Raw genomic sequence first — 17,967 nt, forward strand, 5'->3', positions numbered from 1 at the left:
AATTGTTAATCAATTTTTAATTATAAATTATTAATTAGACATTGATTAGAAATTAGTATTTAGAAATTCCCCGAAGGGGTCTATGGCTTTTTACCAAAAATATCGGGCAAAGAAATTCGGCGAGATGGTCGGCCAAGAACATGTTGTTGGCACTATTTTGGCGAGCATTGCGGGCGATCGCATGGTTCACGCCTATCTTTTGGCGGGGCCAAGAGGGATCGGTAAGACTTCAGTTGCCCGTCTTTTGGCCAAGGCAGTTAACTGTGAGAAAGTGGCCAAAGATCGCAAAGAGGGCAAGACTGATGGCGAGCCATGTGGCAAATGTAGTGCTTGTATTGAGATCGGAAACGGCCAAGCGATTGATGTGATAGAGATCGACGCCGCCTCGCATACCGGTGTTGACGAAATACGCGATGTGATCGAGAAAGCTCGTCTTTCACCCGTCAGATTGGCCAAAAAGGTTTATATAATCGATGAAGTCCATATGCTCTCCAAGAGCGCCTTTAACGCACTTTTGAAAACTCTGGAAGAGCCACCAAGCCATGCCATATTTATCTTGGCTACTACTGAAATTCACAAAATACCGGCAACTATAATTTCTCGAGTTCAGAGATATGATTTTCGTCGTGCGACCAAGGAAGATTTGGTAAAAAATTTGAAGCGCGTTGCAGCTGCTGAAAAAATGGACGTTTCTGATGAAGCGATTGAGCTTATAGCTATCCTGTCTGCAGGCGGGCATCGTGATGCACTCGGCCTTCTCGAACAGCTTTCTTCGGCCAAAGGCAAGATCATTTTGGAGTCGGCAAGAGAAATCTTGGGAGTATCAAGTCAAAAGGAAATTTTTGATTTTCTGGGGGCGATTTTTAATAACAACCCGGAGGAGGGATTAAAAATCGCCCATACTGTTTATGATCAGGGGCTTGATCTGCTTGAGTTCAATCGTGGTGTGATCGACCGTCTGCGCAAGATTATGGTTTTGTCCGTCTCTGATTCAAGCCTCTCTGATGAGACTCAGGATAGTGCCGAACAGCTCAAAGAAATTGCGAAGGGTCAGAAGATTGAAAGACTTCTGTCGCTGATTAACATTTTTGTCGAGGCAGGGATGATGCTCAAAGATGTCTCGTATCCTCTCTTGCCAATCGAAATGGCGGTTGTCAAATCAGTTGAAAGTATAAAGTTGAAAGTTGAAAGTGCGAATAAAGAAGAAAAATTGATCATTAGTATTCCCGAACCAAAGAAACCTGAACCAAAAATACCAGACCAAGAGCAGACCAAACCAGAATTGTCTGTTCCCCCTGACTCCGTGCCTGTGCCCGTGCTAGAAATGACCAAGGATCTCTGGATTCGGATTATAGATGAGACCAAGAAGGAGAATTCTACACTGGCCGCTCTGCTTCGAGATGCTCATCCAACAGAAGTTACCGCCGAGAAATTGATCTTGGGGGTCAAGTTCAAATTTCACAAGGACAAGATTTCTGAGACCAAAAACATGGCGGCTCTCGAGAAGATCGTCTGCGCCGTGACTGGCTCTCCATATAATGTTTCGTGTAGACTGGTAAGCGACAAGCCCAAGGCCACATCTACCGATCCGAACGAGATCGAAAAAGCAGTAGGCGAGATCTTCGATCTCAGTTCATAATTTCTAATTCTTAATTTTTATTCAAATATTAATTAATAATTAAAAATTGATTAAAAATTAGAAACTACCAATTAACAATTACTCGAATATGGCTCGCGAGCAAAACAATTCACAATCTAAAGACAAGACGTCTGGCAAGTCCGCATATTCTGGCATACGTGTGCCGCCCCAAAATATTGAGGCAGAGCGTAGCATTCTGGGGGCCGTCCTTTTGGACAAAGATGCGATTATCAAGGTGGCTGATTCTGTCTGGCCAGAAGACTTTTATGATTCTCGCAACGGTATAATTTTTGAAGCGATGCTTAGGCTTTTCGAAAGTCGTATGCCGATTGATATCGTGACCCTCTCTGAAATGCTTGAAAAAGCGAGCCAGATCGAGACTGTCGGCGGATCGAGCTATCTAGCTGATATTGTCAACTCTACTCCGTCAGCCGCCAATGTGGTCCATTACAGCAAGATTGTGAAGGAAAAGGCGATATTGCGCCGCCTGGTCTCTGCTGGTACCGATATCACCGAGCTTGGTTTTGATGAAGAGGGAAACATTTCTGAGACACTTGATAAAGCCGAACAGAAACTCTTCTCTGTCTCTCAAAATTCTCTCAAAAACAAATTTATGCCGATCAAGGATGTCCTGACCGAGGCCTTCGACAGAATCGACAAAATTCACAAGGACAAGGATAAGGGAGCGCTTCGTGGAGTTTCTTCGGGTTTTCGTGATCTAGATGGTGTTACTGCTGGATTCAACAAATCTGATTTGATCATCCTAGCCGCTCGACCTGCTATGGGTAAAACTTCCTTTGCTCTGAATTTGGCCGAGAATGCGGCGATTGATGACAAGATACCGGTTGCAATATTTTCGCTCGAGATGAGCAAAGATCAGCTCGTGGATCGTCTCCTCTCCTCTCAGGCTGGCGTAGACTCCTGGAAGCTCCGAACTGGTAATCTTTCCGACGACGATTTTCCAAAGATTGGCTATGCCATGGGCGTGCTTTCTGAGGCGCCGATATTCATAGACGATACTCCTAGCGCCAACGTGATGGAGATACGAGCCAAGGCTAGACGCCTTCAGATGGAGCACGGCTTGGGACTGATCATCATCGACTATTTGCAGTTGATGCAGGGCCACTCCAGGAATTCTGATGGCAATCGTGTCCAGGAAATTTCAGAAATTTCCAGAGGTTTGAAGGGCTTGGCCCGTGAACTCGATATTCCAATCATCGCTCTCTCTCAGCTTTCTCGTGCGGTCGAACATCGTGATGACAAGAGACCACAGCTTTCTGACCTTCGTGAATCTGGCTCGATCGAGCAAGATGCTGATATCGTGATGTTTCTTTATCGTGAAGAGTATTATAATCAGGATACTGAGAAGAAAGGTATCACCGAAATACTTATTCGCAAACATAGAAATGGTCCGACTGGTAATATCGAGCTTTTCTTCAACCCTTCACAAATGCGCTTCAATGATTTGGAGAGAAAACGAGTCTCGCAGGCGGAAGAATGACAAATTGCTACCGAATAAATCAAAAGGAGCCTTGTGGAAAATGAATTTCAATCCGACCCGATTACCAATTCTGATATCTCTGCAGACGAACCGGTCAAGTCGGCTGTAAATTTTGGTTATAATATCGATAGTGTTATAAAGGCAAATCTTTATTATCTAACGCCTGGGACAGCTGCGGCAGACGAGAAAATCTCTGGTTTGAGGGAGGCATATTCGAAAAACCCTACAGAAGCTCGGAGGATTTTGAGTCAGGAATATGTGAACTGTCTGAATCGTGGCGCTTTAGGAACCGCGGTTCTAATTAGAGATGATATACTCGACGGCGTTCTCGAGGTAGAGCCACAGATTCTATCTGAAGCGGCGTTCAATTGCCTCAGGGATCTGCTCAATGACAGACATTTGGACGCTGAAGGCGTCAGAACAATTTTGACTGAGTTCTTAAATGGTGAAGAAAAAATCATTGCCGAAGGAATGATCAAGGAAGCAATAATTAAAAAAATAAAAAATTGTAATTGGCTTCACGCGAAAAGTTACATTGAAAATTTTTTTCCTGAGTTTAAGTCTGATCCGAACTGCATACTGGCTGCCCAAGAAAATTTTGAGGCATTCTTAAAGTCATCCTACAGGCAAGAGGCAGAAAAATTTATAGATTATTTTAAGTTGCCGATTGAAACTTCAGTTATTGATGATGAGTTAAAACGAGCAGTAATTACAGATCTTGATAAAGTGAAGGACTTTAAGATTAACCCTAACTATACCAATACCCATCCAGCTGTAGGAATCGTTCGGAAGATGGATCAAGGTCTACCCCATAGTCTGGAGGGCTACGTTCTGACAGACGGGTTGAATTCAATCGTCGACAAACATCAGCTGTCGACCTTAGATGAATTAGCGGCAAAGATTGCTGAGATCAATAAGCCAGAGTAATTAGAATCTAGAATATGGAAGTCAGAATGCAGAATGATCTATACAAATACTTAGAGAATTTAACACCGCTTCGACAAAAGCAATTGCGGCACGCTGTTTTTGTCAATTTAATTGACAACGCTGAGGGCTTAACTACATTTTCCAAAATCGAGCGAGAGAAAATCAAAGAAGAATTCGTTTTCACTCCTTTTGAAGTTCTAGAGGAACAAACTTCTCGCGATGGCTCGACCAAGTGGGCGTTCAAACTAGCGGACGGTAAAGTGATCGAAACAGTGCTGATGGAATTTCATGACGGTCGCAACACCGTCTGCGTCTCTTCTCAGGTTGGCTGTCCGTCTGGTTGTCTCTTCTGCGCTACTGGTCAGCTTGGGTTTATCCGAAATTTGTCTAGTTGGGAAATACTGAGTCAAGCTCTATACGCCGGTAGGAAATTGAAAGCTCAGGACAAGAAGATTACCAATATCGTATTTATGGGTATGGGCGAGCCACTTCTGAATTGGGACAACGTCTTGCCTGCGATCAAAGAATTGAATGACCCAGATTATTTCAATCTTGGCAGACGTCACATGACTCTCTCGACCTGCGGACCCATCGCGGGGTTGGAGAAATTTATCGAAGCCGAGACCGGCGTGACTTTGGCTATCAGTTTGCATGCACCAAACCAAATTTTGAGGGAAAAGCTGATGCCGATCGCCAGAAGCAATAAGCTTCCAGATCTCGTAAATATACTTGACAAGTATGTCCGCTCGACACACAAGCGAGTGAGCTATGAATATCTCTTGCTGGACGGCGTGAATGACACTGATCAGTCTGCGATTGAATTGGCAAATTTGCTCAAAGGCAAGCTAGCTTTTGTAAATCTGATAGTCTTCAACCCGATTGAAAAGTCCGCCTTTTCTCCCAGCAAACGCGACCGGGTGGATCGATTTCGAGAGATACTGGAGCGGAATCATATCGAAGTGACAGTGCGAGTCAGCCTAGGCGATGAAATATCAGCTGCCTGCGGCCAACTGGCCGGCGAGAAAAGTTAAAAGTTTGTAAAGTCTCGGGAACTCTTTTATAATGTTGTCAACTAAGGGAAGGTATATATGCTAGAAGAGAATAAGAAAATTCTTGATAAATTGATGGGTCAGTACAGTGACAATGTTTCTGAACTAAAGGATCGCAAAGAAGCAGACAAACAGGAGCAGGAGACTTTCGCCAAAACTTTCAACGATTTGAAACACAATGTTATCTGGCCGGTGGTGATCGATATTGGCAATCAGCTCAATCAATATGGCCAGGATTATAGCATCTCGGAGGACACCGATTTTCTCGACGCGACGGCCAAGTATCATCCTTCCAATATTACAATTTTCATCTATCCGAAAGTTGCAGAGAAGGCGATGTATACACCAGAGACGACCCCTTATGTTGCCTTTGTAGCCGACAAATACGCACGAAAAGTTGGAATTTTGGTCTCGACCATGATGCCTGACGGTTCGGGTGTGACTGGCAGCTATGGCACTTTTGAGCTGAATGTTATCACCAAGGAATTTGTCGAAAAAGAAGTTGTAAATGTGCTCAAAGACACGCTGATTTTTCATCAAGAATAGAAGTATTGCAAAATTGTCCCGCTGTTTGGAAAATAAAATAACGAGATAATTTTACAATTTTGATTTGGAGGAATTATGGAGCTAGACACAATTCGCAAGAGGATAGAGCAATTGGCCAAACTAAAAGAAGAGATCAAGATACAGAAAGAGTTGCTCAAGGGCGAACTCGAAAATGAAGAGGAATATTTGAAGGTAGCCGAAGAAGCGAAGGCGGCCAATCAGAAGAAGAAGATAATCAGAGATGAGATCCTAGGCCGTGGGCCAAATCAGGAAACTTTAGCCAAGATCAAAGATGACAACGAGGAAATCTCAACTCTCAAGGAGATTCTTTCGGCCGAGCTAGTTCAAATTTTCCATGAGAATAATACTGATGAGATCGCTGGTCAGAAGATCAAGGTCATCGGCACCCTTGTGCCAAACGCAAAGCAGTATGACAAGAAAAATTTCTCGGGATCATACGGTGAGTAAAGTCTCGGATTAAGCTCGGATAATATTTGAAAATAATGCAGTCTGGGACTAAATAATATCATACTATACCATATTATTTAGTCCCATATGCTTGACAAGTTGTGATCTGGTTGATATAATTGCTTAATTTAGTACATTAAAAACTTGAGTTAGAGGGAACGAGATGGGGAGCGGAATTATATTTACCCCGATATAATTTCAAAGAGAAATAATTTTTAAAATATATGGTTATTTCCCCCAGCTCGTTCCAACTAAAACAAAAATAACAAGCTATAAGGAATAGCAAGAAAACAAAAAGCCCATCCTTCGCATAAAGCTACGGAGGGCAAGAAGGAACAAAAACAAAATGCATTTAGACCAGGCTTAAATTAAATAATCATAACGCCTGACAAGATCTAATACGCAACCAATCAAAAAATTCTCCTATACATTGATAAAATATCAAGGAGGGGAGAAATCAGCATTAGAGACCTAGACCCACTCTCTTAAGGGATGCAAATCTCTTGGGGGAATCCAAAGTCGAAGCCTCTAAAAACGGGCATAAATGATGAAGCCGCAACATTATTAAAATATTGATTTGCGATCAGTCTTCAAATCATTTCTGCCCAAACTAATAAGCCCAGTCGAAAGATTGGGTTTTTTAGTTGCCAAAAATATGGATTAAGCTTGCATAAATCATATTTTTGTGTCATATTGCGGGCAGAAGTTAGGCCACAATAGTGTGAGTCTAATTTAGTTTTCGCGCACCATAAAGGAGGACGCGATGTCATTGTATAAGTTTGATTTCCCCAAAGGGGGAAAAGTCATCGAGGGTAAGACGAAGGCTCTTTACGAAGTGCTGGATTATCCCGGATTATTGATCGCTGAGTATAAGTCAGACATTACTGCGTTTGACGATCCACGTTTTACAACGGTGTTTGGCACCAAAGCTCGCGATTCCAATGCAGTGACCTGCAGGATCTTCGAACTTTTGCAACAAGCCGGCTTGCCGGTTGCCTATCTTGGAAAGTTGTCAGAGACAGAATTTGTTGCTCCGCGTGTCCAGATGGCGCCGGTGGAACTCATCACCCGTCGCTTTGTTCACCCCAAGGGCAGCATTCGGAAACGTCGACCCGAGTTGCCACCGCATTATCGCTTTGGCGAGCTGACATTCGAAGTTTGTCTGAAGACGCATAATGGTGGCAAGTATACCAACATTTTTGGCGCAGAGGTCGATCTGGCCCTGCCGCGTGTCGATGACAAACCTACTGATGATCCGATGGTGTTAAACCCACTTGCTGACGAGTGGAAACTGATTGGCAAGAGCCCGCTCTATGATCCAGAGGTCATAGCTACTGTCAAACGCGACGAAGTTTTGCACGGCGTCGACGAGATTACAGAATACCGCCGTTTACTCCATGCTGCCTTCCTGATCATCGAAGCATTCTTCAAATTGATCGGATGGACGACTTATGACCTTAAGGTCGAGTGCGGAAGACTGAAAGAAGACTTTCAGCCGGAGGTCGGTCCGCTCCTAAAAGCGGGGACGATCGTCATCGCTGATGTAATCGACCATGACTCCTGGAGAGTATTGGACGAATCTGGCCGTGAAATGTCTAAGCAAGTTTTTCGTGACATGATCTTGGCTGGCAAACTGGATCAGGATGAGATCGCCCAGATCTACTCTTCCGTCGTCAGAGCCGTCGAGAACTTTCGGGTTCAAGAACAGGCGCTCGTGCTCTGGCGCGGCTCGGAGGATGATAATTTTCCGGATCTTCAACTCAATGGATCGATGGGCCGGCTCGATCTGAACAATTTGCCTGGTATCAAGGTAGAACGCATCACCGGCTCCGGTCACAAGCAGACTATAGCTTGTCTGGATCGTCTAAACGCGTTACAGGCACGCTACAAGTATGGTGCGATTATTGTCGAGGTCGGTCGTAGCAACGGTCTCGGCCCGACACTGGCTGCTCACACAATCTGGCCTGTCATTTCCCGGCCCGCTTCACTTGAGAAGTGCCCCGGAGATATCTGGAGCAACCTGCGTTGTCCAAGCAACGATCCGATGGCGACAATCATCGACAAGGGGAATGCGGTTCTTTTCGCCCTCCGGCAGCTGGCACCGTTGAATCCCTACGTCGCCGCCTGGCTCCAATACGGCGTAGAGCAACTCGAAGCGACGCCAGTATAAGACATAATCAACCAAGATCCGAGAGCGGATCGCAATGAGTAATTATTACTCAAGCGGTTCGCTCTTTTTAGTTGCCAAAAATAATAGTTGTGGTACGATATCTGGCAATAGCAGATCTCATGCTAAATCTTGCAAAGGAGGTAAGTCCGTGCTTATCTCAATAACCGATCGCATCGGCTCCGCTGTAGTTCGGGGCATGATCTCCGATCATAATCCTCCGCCAAAGCCAGAGGCTACCTCTGGCGCAAAGTTTCAGGTCGGGAACGACCCCATTACCGCAGAAGTTCTGCGCAGTATGAAGCAGAATCAAAACCGAGTCCGTCACGTTGAGGACCCAGATGATGGAAGACATTCCTCGTTACTGATGTGCAAGTAGTGCTAAGCCCACCGGTGTTGTCTGATACGATAGCGCCGGTTTTTATTTGCATTTTTTGTGCGTAATCGTTATAACGGTCTCATTGCAGGCGCTCGCAAGCAAAATACCAGAGCGCAAAATTTTCTGTACAAAAGGGGAACATATTATGCAAGAACGGTATGCAGACACCAGAATCGAGCGAATCTGGAGTAACGAAGAGCTACTGCTTGGTTGGCAGACTGTCGAAAAAGCGTTAATCCAAGCTCGTTTCAATCTAAAACTGATGCCCGAGGTTGATTTTCGGGCGATCATGGAAGCTTTAGACTCAACACCGCCTAATGTTGATTGTTGGAAAGATTGGGACAATAGACTGCATCATGACTTAAATGCTGCTCTCAAGGAGCGGATGCGTTTCATTCCTGGCGATCTTCAGCGTTGGTACCATAGTGGTATCACAAGTTATGATACTGAAGAGGCGGCGATGTTGCGCAAGATCATTATGGCGATCGAAATTTATGAAGCAGAGGTTGTTGAACTTTTAGGAGTAATCAAATCTCAAGCTTTAAAATATCGATACACACCCATGATGGGTGTGACGCATGGACAGTGGGCTGACCCTCAATCATTCGGAAAGAGATTAGCTTGTTGGCATCAAGAGCTACAGATGGGGCTTACTTTACTTCGAGAGTTGAAGTTAAAACTCATCTATTCGAAAATGTCTGGTTTTGTCGGAAACTACACCGAAATAACACCTGAGATTGAAAAAGAGGCTCTGAGAATCCTCGGATTCAAACCCTATTATGGTGCAACTCAGATCGTACCTCGAACATTGTATGTTCCGGTGGCTTCAACGATTGGCATGATGTCGAAAACAATCGCTAATATTGCGATGACCATCAGACTCGGAGCGAGAAGCGCTTCCGTTCTATATCATGAGCCGTTTGGCAAGCAACAAACCGGTTCGACAGCTGGTCCGCACAAGCGGAATACGATCAACGATGAAAAAGCTGGTGGCATGGATATCATGATCACCAAATACATCGAGATGATCATAGCGTGTTGTGGGACCTGGGAGGAGCGGGATATCGCTCACTCGTCTGTCGAAAGAAACGCGTGGCCGGACTTATTTCACGCCAGCATCCATCAGGCGAAAGTCATGACCAAAATGATTGGAGGCTTGGTTGTCTATCCCAAGAACATGATGCTCGAAATTGTGAAGACCAACGGTTGTTACGCGGCGAACGTCGCCAAAGAGCAATTAAAGGAGTGGGGCGAATCGTATGGCTTGAGCGCTGCTGATTGCTACAAAATCTTTCAACTGGCAGCTTTTAATCTCAGCTGTCCGATACAAGATGAAGATATCGGCAACGATCCTGGTTTGATGGATGCGACATTGCGAAGCATCGAGCAGGAAGACTGTTCGGGCCATGCCCGGCGTAATATCCAATATCATATCTCTCTGGGCGAGCTTGAGCCAAGCGGCGTGCTTGATATTACGGATGAGACAATCAAAGTTTGGAATACCAAGCTTCGGGCGATCTTTGACAGCGTCGAGGTCAACGAGCGTTGGGACGAGGTCTTCTCGCTCAAATATCTACTACGCAATGAAGCCAAGATCTTCGAGGAGGTATTTCCGGAACCTGAAGCCCATGAGGAATATGTACCTGGAGCGTAATTCTAAACAAGATCCGAGGGCGGATCGCAGAGAGTATACATACTCAAGCGGTTCGCTCTTTTTAGTTCAAATGTAGAATATTTTCGATATATTTCTTCATTTTTATTTGGTCTTCGATGCTGTTGCCGACTTCGATTGCGGCATACGGAGCGAAATATTTCGGATAATATCGTTTGAGATAATCCATTTGTTTCAAATCATCCATATAGTGACGGTCGTTGGTCCAAAAATCGTATTCAGGAATGAACATCTTAGCATCGGCTATAGCGCTCATATGGATGGCGCCAATTTTGTATTTCTCGGCAATACCGATATTTATCTCATAACCAGGTAGATTTTGTAATCTGACACTCTCTAAGTGAGAAAGATCGAGACAGACGCCGGCAAAACCCTCGAGATCTTCGGCGGTCAAACCCTGTACGAAGGCACGGCCAGCATTTTCGATGTAAATCATATTTTTGTATTTGTCCAAGTCGTGGATTATCGGCCAGTCGATGGTCGGATGCAGATTGACGGCCTTGGTACCAAAATTTCTGATCATAAAATCTAATTCGTTGGGATGCATATCAGAGCGGATATGAGCAAATGGGATCGAAACTGGGCCGAGTTCCTTCACTATTGTTTTGAATAATTCTTCTCGTTCTTCTTGGCTATTGATACAGTTTGGGAAAAGAGCGAATTCCTTGATCTCAAATTTTTTCAGATCGCCAACATTTTTTCGCCAGTCAGGATTATTTAACGTTGTGAGTGAGACTAATATTTTCGTTTTCATAATAAGTATTAAAGCAAAAAGACGAGCCATCAGCAACCTTCCAAAATCGTTTTTTAGCTGTTAGAATTCCTAAGATGACTAACTTATTGGAAAACCTAAACAAACCGCAGCAAGAGGCTGTTTTGGCGACGGAGGGGCCTGTCTTGGTCTTGGCTGGAGCGGGATCTGGCAAGACGAAGGCGCTGACTCACCGGATCGCATATTTGATTCGCGAGAAGCATGTCTCGCCCTATTCTGTCTTGGCTGTCACCTTCACGAATAAGGCAGCAGCCGAGATGCAATCTCGTGTTTCGAGTTTGCTCTCTGGGAATAAGGAATTAGGAATTATGAATAAGGGAAGTGAAAACCCTAATTCCTACTCCGATATTCCTAATTCGGCGGATGCATTCCGTCTACCTTGGATGGGGACTTTTCACTCCATTTGTGTTCGGATTTTGCGGCGCGAAGCTGATTTTGTCGGGTATTCTAGAAGCTTCACCATTTACGATTCACAGGATTCGCTTTCGGTGATCAAGAAGATTATGAAGGAGCAAAATGTCGATCCGAAACATTTCAATCCCAATTCCGTCCAGTATTTCATTTCCGGTGCCAAGAACGAGCTGATCGATTCGGCCGGTTACAAAAAGTATATCAACTCTCCGTTCGAGGCGGTCACCAGCAAAGTTTACGAGCGCTACGAGAAGTACTTGCGCGAAGCAAATGCGATGGATTTTGACGATCTGATCATGCAATGTGTCTTCTTGTTTCAAAAAAATCCGGCTATTTTGGAAAAATATCAAAATTTATTTCGCTATATTCTAGTTGACGAGTACCAGGACACCAACCAAGCACAGTATTTGTGGGCAAAGTTGTTGGCCGAGAAGCACAAGAATATTATGGTGGTGGGTGACGATTATCAATCTATTTACAGTTGGCGCGGTGCGAATTTCAAGAATATTTTGAATTTTGAGCGTGATTACAAAAACGCGGTCGTGGTCAAATTGGAGCAAAATTATCGCTCGACCAAGACGATCCTGGATGCGGCCAACGAGGTGATCAAATACAACGAGAACAAGACCGACAAGAAACTCTGGACCGAGAAGGAAGAAGGCGCCGCAATCACGGTTTACGAGGCACTAAACGAAAAAGATGAGGCAGAATTCTTGGCCATGGAGATTAGATCGATGCGTAATCGCGGTATGGATTACAACGACTTTGCAGTTCTGTACCGGACGAATGCTCAATCTCGTGCGGTCGAGGAAGTTTTCTTGCGTTTCAAAATGCCATATCGAGTTGTCGGCGGTCTTCGCTTTTACGAACGCAAAGAGATCAAGGATATGATTTCATATTTGAGATTGATGTCCAATCCTGCTGACCACGAAGCCTTGAGCAGAATCGTCTCGTCTCCGCCGAGAGGAATTGGCGACAAAACACTCGAGCAAATTCGCGGATTTCGCTATGACGATCCGGAAGAGAAATTGATGAGCTTGCCCAAGAAAGTCCAGGATTTCTATAAAGTGTTGAAGGATTTGTCGCTTGCTTCGTTGACTGCTTCGCTCGATCAATTAATTATCAAAATTGCAGAGAGAACTGGTTTCAAAGAATATTTGCTCGACGGCACCCCGGAGGGAGAAGCGAGATGGGAAAACGTCGAAGAGCTCTCCACCGTAGCGGAGCAAGCCGAGGCCAATCATGAAATTAAAAAAGATCTTCAAGACGAAAACGACGACGTTGATCGTACAGTTCTGGAAGAGTTTCTAGAACAAGTTGCGTTGGTCCAAGATACCGATCAAATGAACGAGGGCGACGGTGTCGTCACTCTAATGACTTTGCACTCTGCCAAAGGACTAGAATTCAGCGTCGTATTTATCGTCGGCGCCGAAGAAGGAATATTTCCACATTCTCGCTCCCTCATGGACGCGTCCGAGATGGAGGAAGAGCGTCGCTTGGCTTATGTTGGCATCACTCGCGCCAAGGAGCGGCTCTATATGATCCATGCAGGAGAGCGCAACATTTATGGCCGTTTCCAATCAAATCCAAGATCTCGTTTCATCGATAATATTCCGGAACATTTACTGGATCAGATTTAAGCATTCATTTACATGCAAATTATTTAGTTCTATAATTATACCAATAGCATCTGGGGAGGGTTGCCTTTCCTTACGATGGTGTACTTAAAGTAATCCAGACGATTGAAACGGCTGAAACGATCTCCAATCTTCACTCACATCCATTAATGGAGGGGGGAGACTGATCAGACAGATATTCTCACCGCTTTAGCGAAACGAAGCAATTTCGAACCTATTTGGTTCTGCCTATGCTTTCGTATTATTTTAATGAACTGTCAGAAGGTAAGCTTCTAGTTTTAAAGAAGCTTGAAAAAGGAAGGTTTCCTATTTTGTGTTTTGCGACTATTCTATAATCATTTTTTGTACTTAATTTTGTATTAAATTATCAGTCTCTATATTTGCCATAGCATTATGTTGTTGGTAAAATATTGGCATAGATTTCGGGGAGGGTTGTCGAACGTTTTCGGCTGTATATAGCTAAATGCGCTCCACATTCCTATTTTGCATTTGTTAATAATTGTTGTTCCTCTTTCTCCCGCCCCACCCGTCCTCCCCTCGGGCAGGGGAGGAGCCGTTTGACTAGTTTTGGCATTGTAGTAGAATGGTAAGTAATATATGAAAACCATTAAGCTTTTGCTAGCAGGGTTGGTGTTGCCGGCAGGTTTTGTTTCGGCCCTCACATTTGGTTCGCTCAGTCAATCTAACGCTACACCCTCAAGGGTGGAGAGGCCTTTCGTTGTGGAAATCTACTCGGCCGATGGAAATGTTGAAAAAACGATAAGTGGTGTGAGTTATGAAACAGACTCGTATCTTATTGCCGAAAAGTTGGGGGCTTCACCTGTCAGGGCCGATAAGTTCACTGCTTTTCCTGAGATCAGGATGAATATCGGTAGCAAGATCACATTGTATAGGTCGCCCATGATATTATTGATCGACGGGAAGAACAAAACTGAGATTCGAAGCTGGTCCAAAACTGTTGGGGAATTACTTCTCGAGCAAAACATTGATTTAGCGAGCGAGGATAAGATAGCGCCTCCACTGGATACTGAAATTGCTGACGGCTCACAAATCAAGATTACGAGAGTAGCGATTGCTCATATCGACAAATTAACTGATATCGAGTTCAAGACTATCAACAAGAATGATAACACTCTCGACAAGGGCAAGACTCGCGTCGAGCAAAAGGGCTTGAAGGGCCAGAAGAAGCTGACTTATGAGATTCGTCGCGAAGATGGTGTCGAAGTCGCAAGAAGATTGATCAACACAGAAATTGTGACCAAGGCGATAGACCAGATTACGATTATTGGCACGAAGCCGGTGATTACTGGCTGGTGTAAATATAATGATCTGGTTCTAGACGCTTCGATCAAAAATGGTATCGATCCTGATAGAGTTTGCGCTCTGATGCGCAAGGAGAGCAACGGAAACGCTGATTCTGTTTCTGGCGGAGGCCATCTTGGCCTTTTCCAATACACTGAAGGATTTTGGGCTGACGCATCTGCCAAGGCTGGATACAGCGGAGCGTCATGGGACAACGCAAAGGCTCAGATCTATACCACGGCCTGGGCCTTGACTCATGGCTACGCTGGTCGGTGGGCGGGAACATTTAAATAGCTGAAAGCAGATGAATGTCGATTGATTTAACTGATAAAGAACAACTTACAAAATATTTGAAGTCTAAGGGGTTATTGGCCAAGCAAAGTTTGGGCCAGAATTTTCTAGTTGATCGAGAGGTACTGGAAAAAATCGTAGAAGCGGCTGAGATAAAAACTAGCGACACTGTAATCGAAGTCGGCCCAGGTCTTGGCACGTTGACGGAGGAATTAATTTTGCGGGCAGGCAAAGTCATCGCAATTGAGAAAGACGATAAGTTGGCAAAATTGTTGAGTTCACAATTTTGTCATCCTGAACTTGATTCAGGATCCAGTATTGTTAACCTAGATTCCGGATCTCAAGCCGCAGTCCGGAATGACAATCTGGTTGTGCTAAACTCCGATATTCTAGCGGTCAATGTTCCGGAGCTGACGGGCGGAAAACCTTACAAAGTGGTGGCAAATATCCCTTATTACATTACGGCCAAAATCATCAAGTTGTTTCTGACCTCAGAGAATAAGCCTGAGTCAATCGTTTTGTTAGTGCAAAAAGAGGTGGCTGAGCGTATTTGCGCTAAGCCAGGACAATTATCAATTCTCGCGCTATCTGTCCAAGCATTTGGCGAACCGGAAATTGTAAGCGTCGTGAAGCGGGATTCTTTTTTCCCAGCTCCTGCAGTTGATTCGGCGATACTTCGTATCAGAATTCAGAATTCAGAATTCAGAATTCAACCGGAAGACGAGAGAGAACTTTTCCGTCTGATCCATATTGGCTTTGCCAGCAAGCGCAAAACTCTCATAAACAATTTATCGGCAGGACTTCGAATTGATAAAAAAGCAATAGCGGATATAATTAAATCAATCGGACTTGGCGAAAACGCCAGAGCACAAGAGCTGAGTCTGGAAGAGTGGAAGAAGCTATCATTAATATTGAAACTGAAATGATGAAGTTAATCGGCGAGCCGACTCCTGATCAAAATCAATCAGTCTCGAACGAAGGAGTTGAAGGTGATGATGGTCATTTTTCAGCCATTAATTATAATTCGGACGATCTGGTCGAGCCGACGTTCCCAGAATTTGACCTGCGCGACACTCGAGAATTCCAAGAGGTTTACGAGGAGACTCTGGACTTAGCCGAGAAGGTATCTGGTCATATTGCTACTATGCTCAAGTTCCAGGACAGTTCTCTGGAGGTTGAACTGATTGAGAAATCTATTCTGAGGGAAATTGCTGAGCGATTCCAGAATTTTAACGAGGGCAAGGTTGACCTGGCGGTTCGCGGCTTGGCATTAATTAACGCTGAATTGCAAGGCTTGCTTTCCTATCCTGCCACACCTCAGGGCTTTATGGATGCACAGTTCATTATCGATGATTTTCTAAAGGAGCAGCCGAAGTCAGATAAAGAAAAACTTGAAGGAGGCCTTTTCTCTCAAGAGATAATTGCTCGACGCTTACAACGTTTGTATGATAAATCTGACTTTAACCTGCGCGATTACGAAGGTTTGACAACGAACACAACGGTGAGTCTCGAGCATCTCTTGAAGGAATTAATGCTTCACACTTTAACCACAGGGGCAAAGAATCCCGAAGAGCTTACAATTCTGGATCTGGGAGCCGGAGAAGGAAGACTCGCTATTCCTCTAGCCACTCTAGGTTATCATGTGAATGGCATCGATATCTCAAAGGGAATGGTCGAGAAAGTAGACGATCGGACAGAGCTGTTTTGGGATGGTTTTACAGGCAAGACCTCAGATAAACTTGCAGAATCGGCAAACACTGTCTTTGACGCTCTAAAAGTTTCTCCAAAGGTAGAAAACTTAGACGATCTGAAAAAAAACATCCAAATCCAGCAGGGCAATTTCTTCGATATTGACAGCGAAGATTATGATAGGAGATTTGGCCCCGATAAGGCCGACGCTGCTATCGTTATGTGGCACACCTTTGGATTTGCGGGTGATCATGAAGGCCAAATGAAGGTATTAAAAAATATTTATGATAATGTGCGACCTGGCGGCATAGTCGCTATCGAGATGCCTGATCGTGAGTTTGGCGGTTATGGAAGGGCGGTTCGAGAATATCAGCGGTTGCATGGCCAGGATAACGATGCACAGAAGCCGATTCCGTTTGGGGCTCTAGTCGACGCACCCTCAAAGAGCGCCGGAAATCCGACAGAACAGAACGAAGAGCTTGAAACGCCAAGATATTTCCCAAGCAAAAATGAGATGATTGGTATATTAGAAGACGCTGATTTCAATCTCGCTGAGTGCTACGACTATTTTGTCCCGATTGATGGTCCTGACGGAAAACAACTGGCAGTCCTGGAACATCTGTTTGTCGCTGTAAGGCCTAGAGGCAAGAGTCAGAAGAATCTACGTGCCAAAACCGAAATAGCGCAAGAAGATTCATCACGTCTAGAGGAAGTAAGGAAGAGAATAGCTGCCTAATCTTGCTTCTCGGCGCCTTTCCACGCTAGTTCAAATAGACCTCTCATACTCTCAGCGATGCTTTTGTTGTCGATAATTACGGCCAGCGGAACATCGCCTTTGTTATAGTTAGCGAAGGAAACTTTGTTTCCATATACCTGAATCTCTAGTTTACAGGGGAATAGGCTCTTTTTGACTATCCTTGTTTCCCGCAGCTCCTCAGCGTCGTGTGAAATATACTCTGCAGTATTCTTGTCCTCTGCGGCCGATACTATAACGCGAGCAGTAATTTCGGCTTTTACACGTTGCTTTACGTAAACGTCGCGAAGCCATTTCCATATCTCCATATTTGATTCATTGGCTTCAAGAAATGAATAGATCGGCTTGTTCTCTTGGATTGTGTCCTCGTAGAGCTTCTTGATTCCTTCTATCCCTTCCATGACCTGTACTCCTGGCTTGTGGTAGGTCAGATTGAATGCGGAGATGAGAGAGGGGAGAACGGCGTTGATCTCGCGCTCGGCCAGCGAAGCGGCGTGAATCTGGGCGTCGGTGTATTCCCTGATCTTCTCAGGGTGAGCCAGGCGAAAATGCTTCTTCTTCTGCTTGCTGAACTCCTCGATGAAGCCAAGCCCCTTGAGAGCGTAGATCTTGTTGTAGCAATCTCCCTTCTTGAGGCCGGTCCTCTTGATAATTTCGTGCGCAGGGAGCTCACCACCCTCGAGGAGGGCGCTGTAGATGTTGATTTCCTGGTCGGTCAAGCCGACCTTTTTGAGTATGTCTAGCTGCATAATAGTATTATATA

The 17,967-nt window shown here is 44.7% G+C and carries 15 protein-coding genes; 13 read left to right on the forward strand and 2 right to left on the reverse strand.

What is annotated here, in order from left to right; all coding sequences use genetic code 11:
• Positions 1–82: 82 nt before the first annotated feature.
• The 9 genes from dnaX to WC227_01020 all read left to right on the forward strand — a co-directional run bounded on the left by dnaX (position 83) and on the right by WC227_01020 (position 10,330).
• On the forward strand, positions 83–1,639 hold the full coding sequence (gene dnaX / locus WC227_00980; protein MFA6963275.1) for a DNA polymerase III subunit gamma/tau: 1,557 nt from the start codon (positions 83–85) through the stop codon (positions 1,637–1,639).
• 88 nt (positions 1,640–1,727) lie between these two features.
• Positions 1,728–3,140 carry a replicative DNA helicase gene (gene dnaB, locus WC227_00985; GenBank protein ID MFA6963276.1) on the forward strand — a complete coding sequence of 471 codons (1,413 nt, stop codon included), beginning with the start codon at positions 1,728–1,730 and terminating at the stop codon, positions 3,138–3,140.
• A gap of 33 nt (positions 3,141–3,173) precedes the next feature.
• Positions 3,174–4,067, forward strand: coding sequence for a hypothetical protein (locus WC227_00990; GenBank protein MFA6963277.1), 894 nt, complete (start codon positions 3,174–3,176; stop codon positions 4,065–4,067).
• A 26-nt stretch (positions 4,068–4,093) separates the two neighbouring features.
• Positions 4,094–5,098: a 23S rRNA (adenine(2503)-C(2))-methyltransferase RlmN gene (gene rlmN / locus WC227_00995; protein ID MFA6963278.1), complete on the forward strand. Its 1,005-nt coding sequence runs from the start codon at positions 4,094–4,096 to the stop codon at positions 5,096–5,098.
• Between the two features lie 57 nt (positions 5,099–5,155).
• The gene (locus WC227_01000) at positions 5,156–5,662 is read left to right on the forward strand and encodes a hypothetical protein (protein ID MFA6963279.1); all 507 of its coding nucleotides are present in this window, start codon (positions 5,156–5,158) and stop codon (positions 5,660–5,662) included.
• A 75-nt stretch (positions 5,663–5,737) separates the two neighbouring features.
• Positions 5,738–6,130, forward strand: coding sequence for a hypothetical protein (locus tag WC227_01005; protein MFA6963280.1), 393 nt, complete (start codon positions 5,738–5,740; stop codon positions 6,128–6,130).
• Between the two features lie 763 nt (positions 6,131–6,893).
• A complete protein-coding gene (locus WC227_01010) occupies positions 6,894–8,300 on the forward strand; it encodes a phosphoribosylaminoimidazolesuccinocarboxamide synthase (protein ID MFA6963281.1) in 1,407 nt (468 codons plus the stop codon).
• Between the two features lie 148 nt (positions 8,301–8,448).
• Entirely contained in the window at positions 8,449–8,676 is a 228-nt protein-coding gene (locus WC227_01015; GenBank protein MFA6963282.1) for a hypothetical protein, read from the forward strand.
• Positions 8,677–8,821: 145 nt separating this feature from the next.
• Entirely contained in the window at positions 8,822–10,330 is a 1,509-nt protein-coding gene (locus WC227_01020; GenBank protein MFA6963283.1) for a lyase family protein, read from the forward strand.
• Positions 10,331–10,391: 61 nt separating this feature from the next.
• Here the strand turns inward: WC227_01020 and WC227_01025 are convergent, their stop codons facing one another.
• Positions 10,392–11,102, reverse strand: coding sequence for a hypothetical protein (locus WC227_01025; protein ID MFA6963284.1), 711 nt, complete (start codon positions 11,100–11,102; stop codon positions 10,392–10,394).
• A gap of 74 nt (positions 11,103–11,176) precedes the next feature.
• On the opposite strand from WC227_01025, the gene WC227_01030 reads away from it, so the two are divergent.
• The 4 genes from WC227_01030 to WC227_01045 all read left to right on the forward strand — a co-directional run bounded on the left by WC227_01030 (position 11,177) and on the right by WC227_01045 (position 17,186).
• Positions 11,177–13,171 carry a UvrD-helicase domain-containing protein gene (locus WC227_01030; GenBank protein MFA6963285.1) on the forward strand — a complete coding sequence of 665 codons (1,995 nt, stop codon included), beginning with the start codon at positions 11,177–11,179 and terminating at the stop codon, positions 13,169–13,171.
• A gap of 594 nt (positions 13,172–13,765) precedes the next feature.
• Entirely contained in the window at positions 13,766–14,764 is a 999-nt protein-coding gene (locus WC227_01035) for a G5 domain-containing protein (GenBank protein MFA6963286.1), read from the forward strand.
• A gap of 14 nt (positions 14,765–14,778) precedes the next feature.
• Positions 14,779–15,687, forward strand: coding sequence for a 16S rRNA (adenine(1518)-N(6)/adenine(1519)-N(6))-dimethyltransferase RsmA (rsmA, locus tag WC227_01040; GenBank protein ID MFA6963287.1), 909 nt, complete (start codon positions 14,779–14,781; stop codon positions 15,685–15,687).
• Positions 15,684–17,186 (forward strand): class I SAM-dependent methyltransferase, encoded by a 1,503-nt coding sequence (locus tag WC227_01045; protein ID MFA6963288.1) that lies wholly within the window; start codon positions 15,684–15,686, stop codon positions 17,184–17,186. The genes rsmA and WC227_01045 overlap by 4 nt, the downstream gene beginning before the upstream one ends.
• On the opposite strand, the gene WC227_01050 is transcribed toward WC227_01045, so the two are convergent.
• Positions 17,183–17,953, reverse strand: coding sequence for a helix-turn-helix domain-containing protein (locus WC227_01050; GenBank protein ID MFA6963289.1), 771 nt, complete (start codon positions 17,951–17,953; stop codon positions 17,183–17,185). The two genes, WC227_01045 and WC227_01050, sit on opposite strands and share 4 nt — an antisense overlap.
• Between the last annotated feature and the right edge of the window lie 14 nt (positions 17,954–17,967).

This window comes from Patescibacteria group bacterium (assembly GCA_041671645.1).
In the GTDB taxonomy this organism is placed as follows: Bacteria; Patescibacteriota; UBA1384; order XYA2-FULL-43-10; family 1-14-0-10-43-13; genus JBAZBD01.

Coding starts and splice junctions, on each gene's coding strand:
- dnaX (MFA6963275.1), top strand. CDS start 83: ATGGCTTTTTACCAAAAATATCGGGCAAAGAAATTCGGCGAGATGGTC.
- dnaB (MFA6963276.1), top strand. CDS start 1,728: ATGGCTCGCGAGCAAAACAATTCACAATCTAAAGACAAGACGTCTGGC.
- rlmN (MFA6963278.1), top strand. CDS start 4,094: ATGCAGAATGATCTATACAAATACTTAGAGAATTTAACACCGCTTCGA.
- WC227_01000 (MFA6963279.1), top strand. CDS start 5,156: ATGCTAGAAGAGAATAAGAAAATTCTTGATAAATTGATGGGTCAGTAC.
- WC227_01005 (MFA6963280.1), top strand. CDS start 5,738: ATGGAGCTAGACACAATTCGCAAGAGGATAGAGCAATTGGCCAAACTA.
- WC227_01010 (MFA6963281.1), top strand. CDS start 6,894: ATGTCATTGTATAAGTTTGATTTCCCCAAAGGGGGAAAAGTCATCGAG.
- WC227_01020 (MFA6963283.1), top strand. CDS start 8,822: ATGCAAGAACGGTATGCAGACACCAGAATCGAGCGAATCTGGAGTAAC.
- WC227_01025 (MFA6963284.1), bottom strand. CDS start 11,102: ATGAAAACGAAAATATTAGTCTCACTCACAACGTTAAATAATCCTGAC.
- WC227_01030 (MFA6963285.1), top strand. CDS start 11,177: ATGACTAACTTATTGGAAAACCTAAACAAACCGCAGCAAGAGGCTGTT.
- WC227_01035 (MFA6963286.1), top strand. CDS start 13,766: ATGAAAACCATTAAGCTTTTGCTAGCAGGGTTGGTGTTGCCGGCAGGT.
- rsmA (MFA6963287.1), top strand. CDS start 14,779: ATGTCGATTGATTTAACTGATAAAGAACAACTTACAAAATATTTGAAG.
- WC227_01045 (MFA6963288.1), top strand. CDS start 15,684: ATGATGAAGTTAATCGGCGAGCCGACTCCTGATCAAAATCAATCAGTC.
- WC227_01050 (MFA6963289.1), bottom strand. CDS start 17,953: ATGCAGCTAGACATACTCAAAAAGGTCGGCTTGACCGACCAGGAAATC.